The following is an 18615-nucleotide window of genomic DNA, read 5'->3' as shown; positions in this document are numbered from 1 at the left end:
TACATATGAAAAAACATTTAATCAGCTTTGGTGATGGTAATTACGAGCAGAGAATTCCAGTCTTTAAGTCGGTAGCAATAGCTTCTTCTTTCTTTGATACGGTCACAGTCTACAGAGCCGAAGATCTTGACCCGGAATTTGTAAATCGGTTTTATGAAGTCCTTAAATTTACCAGAGGTGGAGGTTTTATCTGGAAGCCATATTTCATTAAAAAAGCATTGGAGAAAATCGAGGATAATGATATCCTGATTTACTGTGATGCAGGTTGCCACATCAATAAATTTGGAAAGGAAAGATTCTATCAATACCTGGATTTACTGAATCAATCGGAGAGGGGGGTACTTACTTTTCAAATGACACATAAAGAGTATAAATACACAAAAAGAGAAGTGTTTAATTACTTCGGTACTACTGACGCTGTAACGGATTCCGGGCAATTAGTTGCCACAATAATCTTACTTAGAAAATGTGACTATTCTATGCGCTTAGTTAACCTCTGGAATGATGCGGTATACACCAAACCTGATCTCTTTACGGATCATTTGGAGCAAGGTATTCAACATCCCGATTTTATAGCGCATAGGCATGATCAAAGTATATGGAGCATACTTGCAAAAACGCATGGAGCAGATATTATCCCAGATGAAACTTATTTCGAAGATTTTGGAAAAGACGGAATTCCTTTCCCCCTATGGGCTGCCCGTATCAGACGATAATGAGACATATGCCTGAATGAAGAGAGGTATGCGCTACTAAGAAAATAGTAAAGCATACCTCTATCTGTTTTATTGAAAATGATTATTTAAAACTCTTATTGATGCTATTGTATAAATTCTTAGCAGTATAAGTTCCCGGATCAATGATTCTGCGGATCGTAAACAAGGGGTATTCAGGATCTCTTTTAGTTGACAAGATAAAAGCAGCTTTAAAGCCATGCTCTTCCAACTTATGTAAGTTTGCAGCTTTGGAAACCCCGTAAGGGTAGGCAAAGTATTCCACCTTTTTACCGGTAATCGCTTCCAGTGTTCTGGTAGGTTTATCGATCTGAATTTCCCAGTCTTCATCTGTAAATTCCGCAAAGTTTTTATGGTTCCAGGTGTGACTGGCCATCACATGTCCATCATCGGAAAGCTCCTTAATTTGCGCTTTACTCATGTATCTCGGGCGGCCAATAGAAACGGTCATGATAAAGAAAACGCCTTTAAAACCATGTTTCTTTAGTTCTTTGGCACCTACTGTATATTGATCAAGGTCGGTGTCATCGAAAGTAATCATGATGGGCTTTTCAGGAAGCTGTTTTCCATAATTCAAGTAATCGTACAACTCATCCGGCAGAATGGTATGGTAGCCACTATCGGCCAGCATTTTCATATGCTGACTAAAATTTGCTGGTGGAATGATGTCATCATGCGCACGTTTAGAATCGCTGGCTTTCCAGTCCCTGATCTGGTGGTAACAAAGTACTGGTACCTCTTTTTTTGCCAGTACTTCTGCTGCAGTTGCCCTTTTTCCTACATTGGCAGATGATGCAGTATCTTTAGAAACAGCTGGATTATTACTATTTTCTGAAGATATGGTATGCTCTTTTTCAGCTTTACTATTTTCCACACAAGAAGAAAAAAACAAGGCCGAGAGCGCGGCCAGTGTGAACAGTGTATTTCTCATTAGATTCCTTAAAAGCTGTTTTTAATGCTGTTACTTAATGTTTTTGAACTCCAGTAACCGCTGGCGATAATCCTTCTGATCGTATATAAAGGATCATTTTCATCGCGTTTAGTCGCAAGAATATAGGCAGATTTCATCCCTCTTTTTTTAAGTTCTGGAATGGCTTCCGGATTCCACAATCCGAATGGATAAGCAAAATGCTGGATCTTTTTACCTGTGATTTCCTCTAAAGTTTTAGTTGGTTTTTCAATTTGTGTTACCCAATCCTGTCCCTGGTATTTTTTCACATTGTGGTGATCCCAGGTATGAGAACCAATCACATGACCCATGTCAGAAAGTTGTTTTACCTGGTCTCTGCTCATGTAATTTGGTCTGCCAAGGGAAACCGTCATGACAAAGAAAACTCCTTTAAAACCATATTTTTTCATTTCCGGCGCTGCAACGGTGAACTGATCTAAATCGGTGTCATCAAAAGTCAGCATGATCGGTTTACTAGGCAAAGCCGTACCGTTATTTAAGTAGTCATATAATTGATCAGGAAGAATGGTATGATAACCACTATCTGCCAGCATTTTCATATGGTCTTTGAAAGTCGCAATTGGAATAATGTAGTCTTTTGCTGCTTTAGAGTCTTTTTCTCTCCAGTCGCGTACCTGGTGGTAGCATAAAATTGGCACTTGTTTACGTGCAAGTATGGTTTTAGCATCTGCTACTTTGATCTTGGAGATATCCGTTGTTGCTGCCGGACTTTGTTCGGTAGCCGGAACACCTGCTGTGGTCTCGGTTGCTAATGAATCTTTAGTACTGTCGCCAGTGCCATTGGTTTGTGATTTTGACTGGCATCCCGCAGTCAAAATTACTGCGGCAGCAAGAATAGGTAGGAAGGTATGTTTCATAAATGAGTATTTCATACAAAACTAAAAAATCAATCCTGATTTACTCATTATATTTACAATGTCTGGGTACAAGTTTAACCTACCCGCTTACATCCCCACTAAATCCTTAAAACTATCGCTTTTATTACAAAAGAAAGCGATTCTTACCATCATTAATCAATAATTTAGGCGGTTTATAATAAACCAAAATGAAGAAACTTTACACTCCTCTTTTACTTTCACTTTGTATGGGTTATGGTTCCATGGCGCAAACCAAAACTTTTACCATTACAGAGTCGACAGTAGCTGCTCCAAAAGCCAATTACCAGTTGGCTTCGAGATTCTCACCTGCCAAGATTAAAAAACTGGTTTATTCTACAGCTGTAGATCCACACTGGCTAAAACTAAGCAACCGATTCTGGTATGAATATGAAACACCAGCAGGCAAGGAATGGTATCTGGTAGATCCCTCAGCAAAGACAAAAAAGAAAATTTTTGACAATGCTAAATTGGCTGCAGAAATTACAAATATTGTCCGTGATCCTTTTGATGCACAGCATCTGCCATTGGAAAACCTGAAGTTCTCGGCTGATGAGAAAGCCATTACTTTTGAGCTGAAAAGCACTATTGATGAGCTAAAGAAAGATAGAAAAGATAAAAAAGCAGCAGATTCTCTGCAGAAGAAGATCTTCTTTTTCAACTATGTACTGGCAACAGCCAAGCTAACTGAAGTGCCTAATTATTCAAAACCTAAGGCAAAACCAAGCTGGGGCGCAGTAGCTCCAGATTCCTCAGCGATCATTTTTACCAGAAATTACAACTTGTATTGGATGGATAAAGAAAACTACAAAAAAGCAGTCAAAAATGAAGAAGACAGCACTATTGTAGAGAATCAGCTCACAAAAGACGGGGAGAAGTTTTATTCATATGGCAGCAATGGTGATGGAGAGAACAACGAAGAGAACGAAAAGAACAATAAGAAAAGAAGAAGAGCATTTGTGTTATGGTCGCCAGACGCTAAACATTTTGTGTTGAACAGAGCGGATAGCCGTAAAGTAAAAGACCTTTGGGTGATCAATAATGTTTCCGCAGGAAGACCAACGCTGGAAACTTATAAATACCAGATGCCAGGTGAAGCTGAAGCGCCTAAAGATGAAATGTTATTGTTCAACTTTGCTGCTAAAACCTATAAAAAGCTGAATACTGCAGCCTTTAAAGATCAAAATTTATCGGTATGGCCTGCACCAAATCTGAATAAAGACAGAGACAATGAGTTCAGACCATCTATCTGGTTGGGAACAAATAACAAGATTTATTTCGGCCGTACCAGTAGAGACTTGAAACGCGTTGATGTATGCGCAGTAGACATTCAAACTGGTGCAGTTACGCCATTAATTGAAGAGCGTTTCAATACTTATGTAGAGTTAAACCGTCCTGGATTGGTGAATGATGGTAAAGAAATGATTCATTGGTCGGAACGTGACGGATGGGGACATTTTTACCTGTTCGATGCAGCTGGTAAATTGAAAAATCAAATCACTAAAGGTGCTTTTCATTGCGAGGATATCGTAAATGTTGACCAGAAAAACAGAGTGCTTTATTTTACTGCAAATGGCAGAGAAAGCAAGGAAGATCCTTATTACGTACATTTATACCGCATCAATTTTGATGGTTCTGGCATGAAACTGTTAAATCAAGGGGATTTTGACCATGCCATCAGCATGAATGATGAGGCTAAATTCTTTGTAGATAACTTTTCAAGGGTAAATACTGCGCCTAAGGCAGTAGTAATGGACAATAACGGAAGGGTAGTTATGAATCTGGAAACTACAGATTTATCCTTACTAATGGCGACCGGATATAAATTTCCCGAACCTTTTAAAGTAAAAGCGGATGATGGAATTACCGATATCTATGGTGTAATGTATAAGCCTTTCGATTTTGATCCTAATAAAAAGTACCCGATTATTGAATATGTATATCCAGGCCCTCAAACGGAAGCTGTAAACAAATCTTTCAGCAAGAGCATGGATAGAACAGAACGATTGGCTCAATTTGGCTATATCGTGATTACCGTAGGTAACAGAGGTGGAAATCCTGCCCGTTCTAAATGGTACCATACTTTTGGTTATGGCAACCTTCGTGATTACGGCTTGGCAGATAAGAAAGCTGCAGTAGAGCAATTGGCAGATAAAAACAAATTTATCGATGCCACTAAAGTAGGAATCACTGGGCATTCTGGTGGTGGATTTATGTCTACAGCTGCGATGTTGGTTTACCCAGATTTCTTTAAAGCTGCGGTATCAAATGCAGGTAACCACGACAATAGTATTTATAACCGTTGGTGGAGTGAGAAACACCATGGTGTAAAAGAAGTGATTTCAGCTAAGGGCGATACGACTTTCAAATATAGTATCGATAAGAATCCTGATCTGGCGAAAAACCTGAAGGGTCATTTGATGTTGATGACTGGTGACATTGACAACAATGTGCACCCGGCAAATACAATTAGAGTAGCGAATGCCTTGATGAGAGCAGGCAAAAGATTCGAGTTTGTAATCGTTCCAGGTCAACGTCATGGTTTTGGCGACTTAACAGAATATACTTTCTGGAAGCTTGCAGACCATTTTAATAAATACCTGATTGGGGATTTTTCTCAAACAGGAGAAGTGGATGTGACAGGAATGGAATTGGAGCCGAAGAAGTAGGTTTTAATTTTTAAAAAGCCAGGATACTTTTCGTACTCAAATCTTTGTAGAAAAGATTTGCAGGTACTCAAAGCATCCTGGCTTTTTCATGTGCAAAATTCCCTGCGAAAGGAATGAAAAGAACAGGTGTTAGGATACTAACCCAGTTTTTTAATCTAATTCAAAAGAAGCTTCTACATTTTGAATGATATTTTGTGTGGTATTATGGTCTAATTGAGGGCCATTTCTGGTGAAATAGTTGAAATGAATACCATCTATAACATTTGTGCCATGATAGATATACACATATAGATAATAGGCACCTGTGATAGCTAAAAGCAGTTTCTTGGCTTCCAAATGCGCAATCAAAGGGCCGTCTTCGACTCTGTTGGTATGCTGGTAGGGATATTTAATAACCAGGTCTTTTTTGCATAAAAGAGTACCACTCCAGTTGTATGTTGCCGAAAGATAAGCACTTTCATTAGGTCTATCGTACAAGATGATTTCCTGTAATATACAAGCCTGATATTTTGAGGTTGAGTTTTGAAGTTGACTCATTTGAAGTTTCAGCCTTTCCGGATGATACCAGTCATCATCGTCCCAGGTACAGATAAAACTTCCATGAGCGGCCATAACTGCCTGATTTCTGATCTGACCTAATGTTCCATGGCTTTCGCGACCGAGGAGAACCATTTTCAAATGAGAAATCTTTAATATTCGTTCTAATAGCTTTTTTGTCGGGAGGTCTTTACTCGGATAGGATACCACTAATTCTTTGTTTGGATAACTCTGTTGTTCAAAATTCACAATTGCCCGAAGTAATTGTTGTGGTCTGTTTTGACTGATACATATACAAGAAATCAAAGGGTGCTTCTGCTTAACTTTCATACGGTGTCCTGTTTTTCCGATTAAGATAGATAACAGTTTTAATCTTTTGTAGGGTCAAATGTCCCAAAAAACAGGTGTTTTAATTCGTTGATTTGTAGTTATTTGTGTTGATTTTCTGTAAAATCATATTTCATTAGATATAAGTATATAGATTTAAATATGTTTAGATATCACTATATATTTATATTTAGATATAATGATTTAAAGATGTCAGAATATCATTCGTAATTGGAGAGGAAAGCCAATTAAAATAAAAAGCCTGCACGTTTTATTTCGTGTACATCTTTGAATGGATTGTTAACGAGATAAAACATACAGGCTTGTTTTTGAATTCAAAAACAATGCGGAATTAAATTCCTAGTTTCTTTTTCAATGCTGGAGACAAGGCTGCTTTTGGAACAACCAGACTCACTGTGTTAATGGCAAAATAAGGCTCAGACACTTCAATGTATCCTTTGAACGGACCTACATCACCCCATGAGTTTTTTACTTTAAAAAAGTACTTACCATCGCTGGATTGATCTAATCCGACAAGGTGCATCAAATGGTCATCCTGAGTTGTTAGATCTTCGTATAATTTCTGACGTAATTCCTGAGAATAAGCTTTTTCTTTTGCGTTTGGATTTAGAACTTCTGCTTTCACATCTGCATCATCAGCAAACAACATGGCATATCCTTTTTTCTGTTGGAAATTTTTGCTACTCACATCAGCATCCCACATCACTGTAAACCCATTTTGAACAGCAGACTTCGTCAGATTAACCATTTCCTCTAATGGGAGGTTGTAGAAGGAGCCATTGGCAAAATTATCTGGAGCTTCCAGAACGAAGGTTGAGTAATAAGGATGATGGCTGAAAGAAGAAATGTTTACATAGTCATTAGCATCAAATTTCAATACTTCTTTAGCGAAAGTTTTTGGCGTATAGTTTTTTCCTTTGTAATCAAAATTTGAAGGAGGAGTACCTAGTTTTTGATCCAGGATCTGCTCATAACCTACAAGCCAGTTGCTTACAATCGGGCGCTTTACCAATACACTGTCAAGGTAGCTTTTTAGGGATAATTCAAGACCGGTATGGTTAGGGATTTCTCCAGTTGCACCCTGGAAAGCCTGCTGAGGCATGGCGCCATAAACTGCAATTGCCCTGATCAGGTCATGGCCTAAACCACCTTCTCCAAATTGCGCTTTCCCCTGACGGAGGATGTAGTTCTTTGCCTTTTCGATATAGATATTTCTCGTCGGAAACATCTCTGAAAGATTAATTTCGCCCATTCCTTTTCGGATTTCTTCCGATTCAATAAGAGAAGTGGTAGAGTAGTTCCAGCAGGTGCCGGTTTGACCTTGGTTTTTTACAGCTGTCGCCGCATTGTCTTTGACCTTTTTTAAGGGTACTTCCTGGGCATAAACAGAAAAGCCGAAGCCAATACCGCAGGCAATTAGGAATATTTTTTTCATAAAGAATTTTAGTTATAAGCTAGTTGCTAAATCAAGAGCTAAATTAACGAAATTCAGTAAAATAAAGGTCGGGAAATATAAATGTCTGTAAAATATAAAGGCCCGGAGGATATTCCCCGGGCCTTTATAAAAATTGATTTAAGTAGAATGTTTAGAAATGGAACTGAACACCGATTTTTGGAGAGAAGAAATTAGCACCAAAGCTAAACTCATCATAACCAGCACCTTTTACTTTGTCACCATTTACGTCTTCTTTACGAAGTGTGTTGTAGTTTAATCCGTTTAATGCAAATTCAATACCGATTTTCTTAGTAGGGTAGAAAGCGAATCCTGGAGATAGTGCTACACCGATCTCAGTAGTAGTACCTGTTTTTGCACCAGTATTACCATCTGCATCTACTGCTTTATCTTTACCGAAAGCCATTGGTACCGATAATTGCCCGAAGAATTTGAAAGATTCAGAAAGGTTAGCATAATAACGACCGAAAGGACTCACCACGAAAGCCGTGTTTTTAACACCATTAATGGTGATATCATTTGTAACTGCGATGCCATTCGTTTTGCTGGAACCGTAACCGATACCTGTACCTACTGCGATGTTATCAGAAACAAAGTAACCTATGCTTGGAACAATCTGGAAATTGCTGTTTGATTTTGCACCTGCTGCATCACTTTTCTTAGTATCAAATGCAACATTACCACCTATAATAATTTTTCCTTTTTCAGTTTGTGCCTGAGCGCCAAATGCGAATGCTGAAACTGTAACTAATGATAATAATAATTTTTTCATCTTGTTGTTTTTTTAATAAGTAATCTGGTCGTTTTTGTTTTGTTATTTCTGACCATTTACGTTCTATAGTCAACACTTATGCCAAAGCAGATCCTGCCAATGGATCCTGAAATCCATAATTTCTGTAACTTGCTAATTGATAATTAAATAAGTTTTTACACAGAAAGTCATTATTATTTTCTGGTGACAATCCCCTGAGTATTGTCATTTTAGGGTCTGTATTTGAATTAGTCGTCCTGACTATTTTTGTACAATTGTCAGTGTCTGTTGTCTGCTTTTTGAGACAAGCGCTGACAAAATGCTAGTTTGGCACTCTTGCCAATTAGTTTCATCCTTCAGTAAATTCAATTAAAATTCCGCCTAAAACCATATTTATTTTAAAAAATGTATAATTTCATAAACCTTTTTACCTTTCTAAAACGTTAATAGCACATGAGATTATCAGTAGAACGAAAACCGGTTAAAGTATATCCTGATCCAAAACGAGTGATTGCACGTTTTTTCTTCAATGGTGAAGAGCGTGCAATAGAGGTAATCAAGCATGTAATGGCGCTTTCTGATAAGGAAGTATTTGGTATCATCTCCCCATTGTTGCAGGAATATTCAAAAAGACATAGGAACATCACCAAGATCCTGACCAGGCACTGTAAAAAGGTAGTAAATGCCATAAAGGAAGCAGGTCATGATCCGGAATCACTAGATAAATACCAGCGTTTGCTGATTGGCTCTTATTTTACACATGAATACTCTATAGAATCCGCTGCATTTTTTAATCCCTCCATAGTGGAGGATCCTGATCAGTCGGAATTAGTAGAGGGTGAAAAAAGAGTCATCATTAGTTTTAGAGCAGTAGGAGAAGGTCACATCTCCTCAGTCGTCTTTAGAAGAGCGCTAATCGACAAAGACAATAACATTACTGTTATCCCTGCAGGAAACTATATTGATGAAGCAGAGGTGGTTAAAAATGCCGTTTATAACAAGAAATTGTTTCTTAAGAAAGCCGCAGACTCCAAAATTGACATTGAAATCCTGGATGAATTAGGGCATAAGCTGGAAGAAAAATTTGATTATGCTACTTTAAGAAGGATCATATTAGATACCAAAAGTCTGCAGGAAGATGACCTAAGAAAGCTCGAATACGATAAGATCTTATGGCTTTCCGATACTTACCATGAGATTAGCTTTTCCAGAGATACTGATATTTCCGACCGTGTGATCTTTCCCATCTCAGAATTTGAAAGAAAAGGAATAGAGGATGCACGATTTGTACGCTTCGTGAAATCTGATGGTTCAGTGATTTACTATGCCACTTATACTGCTTTTGATGGAGCGATGATCATGCCTAAATTACTTCAAACTACCGATTTCTATGATTTTAAAATCAGTCCATTGCATGGGATCGGTGCGCAGAATAAAAATCTGGCTTTATTTCCCCGAAAAATCAATGGAAAGTATGTGATGATGTCCAGAATCGATGGCTGGAACAATTACCTGATGTATTCTGATAAATTAACGGTTTGGGATAATCCGGTGAAATTGCAATCACCTAAGTTTCCTTGGGAATTCATACAAATCGGAAACTGTGGTTCACCAATAGAGACCAAAGACGGTTGGTTGGTTATTACCCATGGCGTTGGACCAATGCGTAGATATGTTCTAGGAGCTAGTTTATTTGACCTGGAAGACCCTTCTATAGAGATTGGCAGGCTAAATGAACCTTTGGTAGTTCCAAATACAGATGAACGTGAAGGTTATGTGCCTAATGTGCTCTATTCATGTGGATCCATTATCCATAACGGTGAACTGATCATTCCATATGGTTTATCGGATTACTGTTCTTCTTTTGCATCCGTTAAAATAGATCTGGTTTTAGACCGTCTAAAAAGCTCTGAATGTCTGATTAAAATGGCGGAGAGTGGAGAAGGTTAAATAGCTAAGATATGATGGTAAAGGCCGATATAGTCCTTTACCATTGTCTCTTGAGAAAATTGGTTTAATGCCCATTCTCTGCAGGTATTTCTATCAATCAGCTTCAGTTTTTTTACCGCCAATGCCGCTTCATCCACATTGTCCACTAAAAAACCGGTTTCCTGATCCTTGATTAATTCCGGCATGGAGCCTCTGTTAAAAGCAATCACTGGTGTACCACAAATCATCGACTCCGCTACGCTCAACCCAAAAGGCTCTTCAAAATTTATAGGGTGCACCAGGGCTAAGGCTTGTTTTAACAATTGGTTTCGCATTTCAGGGCCGGCGGCACCAACAAAGTCAATGTCTGCATTTAGAAAAGGAGCGATTCTGGAATTGAAATAATTCTGATCCTGGATGATCCCTGCAATAACCAGTCGCTTATTACTTGCTATAGCAATTTGAATTGCCTCCGCAGTACCTTTGTCCGGATGAATCCGTCCAAAAAATAACAGATAATCATCAGGACGGTCATTGAATTCAAATTCTGAAGGATCTATACCATTGTACACTGTTTTAAGGTATTGAAGGTCCGGGTGGCGGTTTGCATCACTAATAGATACATAATGGCCTGCAGAATTGTATTTTTGATACACTGGAATGATCTTTTCTGAAGAAAAACCGTGTATAGTGGTAATCATTGGTGTTTGAATCAAATTGCTAAAGGTAAGCGGGAGAAAGTCATAATGGTTATGTATCAGGTCAAAATCTCCTGCCTTTTCCATCAGATTGCTGATGTGAAGACATTCCACAACCTTCGCGTCCTGATTCCTGTTCTCTTCATAGCCTTCCGGAATTACAGCATCCAGCTTTCCGGAAGTTACTGAATCACCTGTAGCGAAAAGTGTCACTTCCAGCCCTGCGCTAACCAGTCCTTCTGTCAAATTTGAAGCCATTTGCTCCCATGGCCCGTAGTGCCTTGGAGGAGTTCTCCAGGCTACGGGCGCTAATACTGCAATTTTCATATTTAGATCAATGGCTTATTTTCTTCATTAGAGATGCCAAATAACTCCCCACTTTGGATGTATTCGTATTCAGATTCTAAGGCGCGTAGCACGATTAGGTGAGAGATCCAATAGGCTAGTGTGCTTTCTGCTCCTTGATTTCTATTTACCCCATGAGGCTGTAAGCCGTCACCGCAGCCTTTTGTTTCATGGTCATACAAAGGAAGGTGCAAACTATTTTCGCCAAGAAACCATTGGTAGCACAAATACATTTGCTTGATATAACTCAGGTCAAGTGTGATTTCATAAGCTTTGAAGTACATTAATACCATGGCCATGGTTTCAATAGCCTGTTGGTCATATTGGGCCATTTGTCCGGTATCCTTAAACAACCATCCATCGTTGCCTACAGGATTCAGATAGCCATCGCTAATGGTATGTTTAGACAGGAACTGCATGCTTTCTAAGGCCATGCTTAAAGATTCTTCGTCCTTGCTTACCTCATAATGAGAGAGTAAGGCTAATGGCAGAATCCCATTGTCGTAGGTCATTTTATCTTCAAACCAATGCCATGTTTTATTACGGTTGGTGTTGTATGCAGCTTTTAAAGGCACAATCAACAGATTCATCTGTTCTTTAATGTGCCCATCGTAAGGATGAGCTTCCAGGTATTTTTCCAATCCAATGATGGTATTTGCAATTCCTCTCAGATGGGTTAATTTGCTGAAATGAGGAGCAGATTTTAAGAAAAGATCTTTTGCAAACTCTCTGTAAGAATTGTTCGGTGCATTGCTGATCAGGTAACCTAATGCCCATACTGTACGGCCAAAAGAATCCTCAGAACCTACTTCATCCAGGTACTCCCGTTTAAAGCTGAGGAAATTCCTGAAATTACCGTCGTCACACTGCATGTACTGTATAAAACTCAGGTAAATGGGTAATAATTCTAAGGCAGCCTTGCTTTTATTTTGCTGATAGGCTAAAATAGCGAGAATAAGCGCTCTGGAATTGTCGTCCAGGCAATAACCCTCTTTGAGGTTTGGGATGCCATATTTCGCATGTTGCACAATACCGGTGTCATCAGTTAAGCGTTGCACATGTGCCAGACTAAAAGCAGGCATCATATCCGGATCTATAATCTGTTTGCCACCTTTTTCTTTTTCAGACAGGTATTTAGAGACCGCTTCCTCCAATACATCAATAAATACTTGTCCAGTACTTGGCCAACGCAAATGCAGGCCGTATTCGTAGGCATTGGAACGTAATTTTTCTAGTTTATGGGTATCTTTAAATAAATCATTTACAGTATTCGCCAATCCATCTGCATCCCTGAAATCAAATAAACGACCTCTGTTGTCGGCAAGTAATTCCTGTGCATGCCAGTAAGGGGTTGAGATTACGGCTGCTCCCGCACCGACAGCATAAGATAGGGTGCCACTGGTAATCTGTGCTTCGTTCAGATAAGGGGTGATGTACATATCTGCTGCGGTCAGGTAATCGAACAACTCTTCTTCTGAAACGAATTTGTTAATGAAAGTGAGGTTGTCGGATACATTTAACTTCTTTGCCAGCTTTTTCAGGCTATCACGGTATTCTTCCCCTGAATTTTTAATTACTCCCGGGTGGGTAGTTCCCAGAATCACATACATGACGTCTGGATTTTGTGCTACAATTTTAGGTAAAGCCTGGATAACCGTTTCCAGCCCTTTGTTCCTGCTAATCAATCCGAAAGTGAACAATACTTTTTTATTCTTAAAAGCTAGTGACTGTTTCACTGGATTCTCAACTTTTGCTTCCAGGTCTGGAACACCATGTTCAATCAACTGTATTTTTGAAAATGGAATTCCATAAATTCCGGTCAAAAATCCCACTGCCCGGTGACTCATCACTACCACTCGGGAAGAGTATTTTGCAATTTCTCTGATAATCGTCAGTTGGAGGTAATTAGGGTCTTTTAAAATGGTATGGAAAATAGTAATCAGGGGTTTTTGTAATCTGGCAATTAAGGGAAGGATGTAAATCCCGCTTTCCCCACCATAAATTCCAAATTCATGCTCCATGATACAGGCATCAGCCAGACTGGTGTTGATATAATCAGCCGCACGGATATAATCTTTTTGATTTTCCTGGCGGATGATGTATTTTACTTCTTTAGGGTATTCATATTCATGTAAATGCTCTGAATCATTCATGGCTACTACGAAACTGTCGTCGGAAATAGCCACCTTATCATGTCCAATTGCCCGAAGTAAGTTATGGTTAAACGTAGCGATGCCACATTCTCGTGGTGGATAAGAAGAAATATAAGCGATTTTCATAATACTATGCGTTTTTTTAAAGCTTGAACAATAGGGCTCTTTAAGAGCTGGGGGATCTCATTGCTAACAACATCTGTGAAAGGGGATTGTTTTTTATACCTTTGGGCTTAATAATATTTTTAATATGAATTCTGCTCCTTCTACGGGGAAAATGGTAGAAAACACCGTATTTCCCATTCTTTTTGCTATCAGTTTCTCGCATTTACTAAATGATACGATCCAATCTTTGATTCCTGCCATTTATCCGGTAATTAAAGAGAGTTATGGCCTTAGTTTTTCGCAGATTGGTCTAATTACCCTGATGTTTCAGATGTCTGCCTCTATATTTCAGCCTTTTGTTGGAATGTATACAGATAAAAAGCCACAGCCCTATTCTTTGGCGATAGGAATGGGCTTTACATTGATCGGATTGGTTACATTATCCCTTTCCGATGGATTTTATATGATGTTACTTTCGGTGGCATTGATTGGAACAGGTTCTTCTATTTTTCATCCCGAAGCCTCGAGAATGGCACATGCCGCCTCAGGAGGTAGAAGGGGCTTAGCACAGTCTATTTTCCAATTGGGAGGAAATGCCGGAAGTTCTCTGGGACCATTGCTGGCCGCCTGGATTATTGTGCCTCAGGGACAATTCAGCGTGATCTGGTTTTCTTTAATCGCATTACTGGCGATCCTGATTTTAAGCAGGGTAGGGAGATGGTATCGAGGACATATGTTAACGAAAGCAAAACAAGGGGCTGTTGTAGAAACCGTTGTAAGTAAGTTTTCAAAGAAAAAAGTGATCTTTGCAGTTTCTATTTTACTGATCCTGATCTTCTCTAAATACTTTTACATGGCCAGTCTAACGAGTTACTTCACTTTCTATGTAATCGAGAAATTCCATGTGTCTGTACAGACCTCTCAATTATATTTATTTGTGTTCTTATTTTCTGTGGCTGCAGGAACCTTAATTGGTGGCCCTGTTGGGGACCGATTCGGTCGTAAATATGTGATTTGGTTCTCTATCTTGGGCACCGCTCCATTTGCCTTGCTGCTGCCTTACGCCAATTTATTCTGGACAGGAGTTTTGATAGTACCGATAGGGGTGATTCTGGCTTCCGCCTTCTCAGCAATTTTAGTTTATGCGCAGGAGTTAATTCCTGGTAAAGTAGGACTGGTTTCTGGATTGTTCTTTGGTTTTGCCTTTGGAATGGGAGGGATAGGTTCTGCCTTGTTAGGGAACCTTGCAGATAGCACCAGTATTGCTTATGTGTTTCACATCTGTTCCTTTTTGCCCTTAATAGGCCTGCTTACAGGTTTCTTGCCGAATATTGAAGGCAGTAAAAAGAAAGCATAATTGTCATTAAAATGCCCATCATTAAAAAATGATGGGCATTTGTTCTACTTATATTGGAGTTTGTTCTCGACCAATTATAGGTGGAAATTAACTCCAATAGTTGGATTCATTGTAGTTAAGCCAAAACTGAATTGATTAGTTTTGTAGTAATTAGTATTTGGTATCTCATGGGTCTTCTCGTTTCTGCTGTAATTAAATAGTGTAAAGCGAAGATCTACAGACCATCTTTTAGCCGGCAGAAAAGTAAGACCTGGAGCAAGTGAAGTGCCGTATGTATTCTCCTTGGTTAAGCGATAGCTACTATCATCAAAAGGATTGTATGTTTTTGTCTCTATTTTTCCGATACCGACACTAAAATCTCCAAAAAACTTAAAGCTGGGCGAAATACTTAGATAATAACGGGCAAATGGGCTTATAATGTAATTTGTTTCTTCAGCTTTGGAGTCGTATGAGAACCTATTTTTATGGAAGGCGTATCTTAATGCAGTACCTATAACCAGGTTGTCACTTACGAAATAACCGATCATTGGTGCGATAGTTATACCTCTGCTTTTTGAATCAGCATAATCGTCATAGCTACTTTTAGAGTTGTAGGTTCCTGCGCTTCCTCCAATAAGTATTTTTCCTTTTTCAAGCTGTGCGCTTGCAGTAGATGCGGCAGCGCATAGCACGGCCATTACAATTGTTTTCTTATTCATACATTGATTTCATTTGTGTACGGTAATATTAATAAAAACAAATGATTAATGTTATAATTATTAAATTAAAATGTATGAATCGTAAAAAAAAAAGCCTTAGAATTATCTCCGAAGGCTTTTTATTTAACAATGGTTGCAATTTAAATAAGCAAAGACGCTTATTTGTTATTCAAAAACACGAATTTATTGTCGAACGTATCTAGTTTTATCCTGCTGTCTTTATCTATTTTTCCAGCAAGAATTTCCTTAGACAATTCGTTTAAAATTCTTTTCTGGATAACGCGTTTCAGCGGTCTTGCTCCAAACTGAGGATCGTAACCTAGTTCTGCTAGCCAGTCTAATGCTTCTGGTGTAGCTTCGATGTCTATACCCATCTCGGCAAGCGTCTCTTTCACATGGTTGAACTGTAAGTCCACAATGTTTCTGATCTCGCTGCGGTTCAATGGCGTAAACATAATCAGTTCATCAATCCTGTTTAAGAACTCCGGTCTGATGGTTTGTTTTAAGATTTCGAACAATTCGCTCTTCGTCTTAGCAATTACCTCTTCGCGGTTATCTTCATTCAGGTCTTTGAAATTATCCTGAATCATGTGTGCCCCAATATTGGAGGTCATGATGATAATGGTGTTTTTAAAGTTCACCATACGGCCTTTATTGTCTGTTAGACGGCCATCATCCAGTACCTGCAATAAGATATTGAACACATCCGGATGCGCTTTTTCGATCTCATCGAGCAATACAACTGAATAAGGTTTTCTACGAACGGCTTCCGTTAATTGTCCACCTTCATCGTAACCTACATATCCTGGAGGCGCTCCGATCAATCTGGATACCGCATGACGTTCCTGATATTCACTCATGTCAATCCTGGTCATGGCGTTCTCATCATTAAATAAGAACTCTGCCAATGCTTTTGCCAGCTCGGTCTTACCCACACCGGTAGTACCCAGGAAGATGAACGAGCCAATAGGTTTGCGTTTATCCTGAAGCCCGGCTCTAGACCTACGAATCGCATCAGAAATGGCTTCAATTGCTTCATCCTGACCAGCCACACGTTTGTGTAACTCTTCTTCCAGATGTAGCAATTTCTCTCTTTCACTAGAGATCAGTTTGGTTACCGGAATACCAGTCCAACGACCAACAACTCCTGCGATATCATCTGCAGTCACCTCTTCTTTCAGCATTCTGCTTTCCGATTGCTGTGCTTCCAGTTTCTCTTTCAGTTGCTGCACTTTGTCCTGAGACTCCTTAATTTTTCCATAACGGATCTCTGCTACTTTACCATAATCTCCTGCACGTTCCGCCTGGTCTGCTTCCAGTTTATAATGTTCTATTTGCTCACTTTCCGCGTTAATCGCATCTACCAGGTCTTTTTCACCCTGCCATTTAGCTTTCAGCTGATCACGTTCCGCAGAGATGTTGGCGATTTCTTCAGCCAGTGACTGAGCTTTCTTATCGTCATTCTCTCTTTTGATCGCTTCACGCTCAATTTCCAGCTGCATAATCTTACGGTTCAGTTCATCTACTTCTTCCGGTACACTGTCCATTTCCAAACGTAGTTTAGAAGCGGCCTCGTCCATTAAGTCGATGGCTTTATCCGGTAAGAAACGATCGGAAATATAGCGTTGCGACAACTCTACAGCGGCAATGATCGCCTCATCCAAAATCCTCACCTTGTGGTGAGTTTCATATCTTTCTTTCAATCCACGCAGAATAGAAATCGCATCCTGAGTATCCGGCTCGCCCACCATCACCTTTTGGAAACGGCGTTCTAAGGCCTTATCTTTTTCAAGATATTTTTGATACTCATCAAGCGTAGTAGCTCCAATTGCGCGGAGTTCACCTCTGGCTAATGCAGGTTTTAAGATGTTGGCCGCATCCATAGCGCCTTCACCACCACCGGCACCCACCAAAGTATGGATCTCATCAATGAAAAGAATAATGTCTCCATCGCTTTGAGTTACCTCTTTAACCACTGCTTTCAGGCGTTCCTCAAATTCTCCTTTGTACTTGGCGCCTGCAATCAGGGCCCCCATATCTAAAGAGAATACTGTTTTTGTCTTTAGATTGGTTGGAACGTCTCCCTGTATAATCCTATGGGCAATACCTTCGGCGATGGCAGTTTTACCAACACCAGGTTCACCGATCAGGATCGGGTTGTTCTTTGTACGTCTGGAAAGAATCTGGATCACCCTTCTGATCTCTTCATCGCGACCAATTACAGGGTCAAGCTTTCCTGATTCTGCATATTCATTCAGGTTTCTTGCATATTTATTTAAAGCATTAAAAGTTGCCTCAGCATTTTGATCGGTTACATGATTGTCTCCTCTTAAAGCCACAATGGCTTTTTTAAGGTCTTGCTCCGTAACACCCTGGTCCTTTAATAGCTTAGAAGTATTGTCATTTACAGAAAGTAAACCCAACAAAAGGTGCTCTACTGAAACGAATTCATCTTTGAACTCTTTCAAATAAGTTTGAGCCTTTTGTAAAGCCGAGTTACTTCCTGAAGTTAAGTACGGACTACTTCCACTAACTTTAGGGAACTTAGCAATCTGGCTATCTAAATGTTGGTTTACGACATTTAGATTTACATTTAATTTCTTTAAAATATAAGAAACCACATTTTCATCAACAGTGAGCAGCCCTTTAAGTATGTGCGCTGTCTCAATAGCTTGTTGCTGGTTGCCTTGAGCTATTTCAGAAGCCTGTTGAATCGCTTCCTGTGCTTTTATAGTGAAATTGTTGAAGTTCATATCTTTTGGTAAACAAAGTAAATGCCATATTGTTCTTAAAAGAAATTTCGGAAATAATGTCTGTTTTAATGAGATTTTCATGACAAATTGACCATTTTGCTAGCCTATACTACTGAAAACTTGTCTTAGGCTTAAGTTGATAGATATTATTTTACCGCCGAACGTTAGAACTTGCAACAACAAAGCTCAAATTGGCTTAGTATTTATTGGTTGTAAAGGGGATATTCTTCTTAAATTCGC

At 39.3% G+C, this 18615-nt stretch carries 13 protein-coding genes; 4 read left to right on the top strand and 9 right to left on the bottom strand.

What is annotated here, in order from left to right:
* Positions 1–5 precede the first annotated feature (5 nt).
* A complete protein-coding gene (locus tag R2S10_RS15920) occupies positions 6–716 on the top strand; it encodes a hypothetical protein (protein WP_316841413.1) in 711 nt (236 codons plus the stop codon).
* 82 nt (positions 717–798) lie between these two features.
* On the opposite strand, the gene R2S10_RS15915 is transcribed toward R2S10_RS15920, so the two are convergent.
* Both R2S10_RS15915 and R2S10_RS15910 read right to left on the bottom strand, forming a co-directional pair.
* On the bottom strand, positions 799–1665 hold the full coding sequence (locus R2S10_RS15915) for a polysaccharide deacetylase family protein (protein ID WP_316841412.1): 867 nt from the start codon (positions 1663–1665) through the stop codon (positions 799–801).
* An 8-nt stretch (positions 1666–1673) separates the two neighbouring features.
* A complete protein-coding gene (locus R2S10_RS15910; protein ID WP_316841411.1) occupies positions 1674–2576 on the bottom strand; it encodes a polysaccharide deacetylase family protein in 903 nt (300 codons plus the stop codon).
* Positions 2577–2749: 173 nt separating this feature from the next.
* Here R2S10_RS15910 and R2S10_RS15905 point away from each other — a divergent pair, with 173 nt between their 5' ends.
* A complete protein-coding gene (locus R2S10_RS15905) occupies positions 2750–5248 on the top strand; it encodes a S9 family peptidase (RefSeq protein WP_316841410.1) in 2499 nt (832 codons plus the stop codon).
* Between the two features lie 150 nt (positions 5249–5398).
* Here R2S10_RS15905 and R2S10_RS15900 read toward each other — a convergent pair whose 3' ends face one another.
* The 3 genes from R2S10_RS15900 to R2S10_RS15890 form a co-directional block, all read right to left on the bottom strand.
* The gene (locus R2S10_RS15900) at positions 5399–6115 is read right to left on the bottom strand and encodes a glycosyltransferase family A protein (protein ID WP_316841409.1); all 717 of its coding nucleotides are present in this window, start codon (positions 6113–6115) and stop codon (positions 5399–5401) included.
* A gap of 349 nt (positions 6116–6464) precedes the next feature.
* Complete coding sequence (locus R2S10_RS15895; RefSeq protein WP_316841408.1) at positions 6465–7568, bottom strand: C1 family peptidase; 1104 nt, start codon at positions 7566–7568, stop codon at positions 6465–6467.
* A gap of 151 nt (positions 7569–7719) precedes the next feature.
* A complete protein-coding gene (locus R2S10_RS15890) occupies positions 7720–8358 on the bottom strand; it encodes an outer membrane beta-barrel protein (RefSeq protein WP_316841407.1) in 639 nt (212 codons plus the stop codon).
* A gap of 432 nt (positions 8359–8790) precedes the next feature.
* On the opposite strand from R2S10_RS15890, the gene R2S10_RS15885 reads away from it, so the two are divergent.
* Positions 8791–10287, top strand: a complete 1497-nt coding sequence (locus R2S10_RS15885; RefSeq protein ID WP_316841406.1) for a glycoside hydrolase family 130 protein — start codon at positions 8791–8793, stop codon at positions 10285–10287.
* Here R2S10_RS15885 and R2S10_RS15880 read toward each other — a convergent pair.
* The gene (locus R2S10_RS15880; protein WP_316841405.1) at positions 10284–11291 is read right to left on the bottom strand and encodes a glycosyltransferase family 4 protein; all 1008 of its coding nucleotides are present in this window, start codon (positions 11289–11291) and stop codon (positions 10284–10286) included. The genes R2S10_RS15885 and R2S10_RS15880 overlap by 4 nt on opposite strands.
* 2 nt (positions 11292–11293) lie before the next feature.
* Complete coding sequence (locus tag R2S10_RS15875) at positions 11294–13588, bottom strand: glycosyltransferase family 4 protein (RefSeq protein WP_316841404.1); 2295 nt, start codon at positions 13586–13588, stop codon at positions 11294–11296.
* Between the two features lie 124 nt (positions 13589–13712).
* Here R2S10_RS15875 and R2S10_RS15870 point away from each other — a divergent pair, with 124 nt between their 5' ends.
* Complete coding sequence (locus tag R2S10_RS15870) at positions 13713–14924, top strand: MFS transporter (RefSeq protein WP_316841403.1); 1212 nt, start codon at positions 13713–13715, stop codon at positions 14922–14924.
* A gap of 74 nt (positions 14925–14998) precedes the next feature.
* Here the strand turns inward: R2S10_RS15870 and R2S10_RS15865 are convergent, their stop codons facing one another.
* Entirely contained in the window at positions 14999–15622 is a 624-nt protein-coding gene (locus R2S10_RS15865) for an outer membrane beta-barrel protein (RefSeq protein ID WP_316841402.1), read from the bottom strand.
* 158 nt (positions 15623–15780) lie between these two features.
* Positions 15781–18375 (bottom strand): ATP-dependent chaperone ClpB, encoded by a 2595-nt coding sequence (clpB, locus tag R2S10_RS15860; RefSeq protein WP_316841401.1) that lies wholly within the window; start codon positions 18373–18375, stop codon positions 15781–15783.
* Positions 18376–18615: the final 240 nt, after the last annotated feature.

Source organism: Pedobacter gandavensis, from assembly GCF_032678745.1.
GTDB classification, from domain to species: domain Bacteria; phylum Bacteroidota; class Bacteroidia; order Sphingobacteriales; family Sphingobacteriaceae; genus Pedobacter; species Pedobacter gandavensis_C.
The sequence above is the reverse complement of the archived record's forward strand: the minus strand, read 5'-3'. Positions and strand labels throughout refer to the sequence as shown.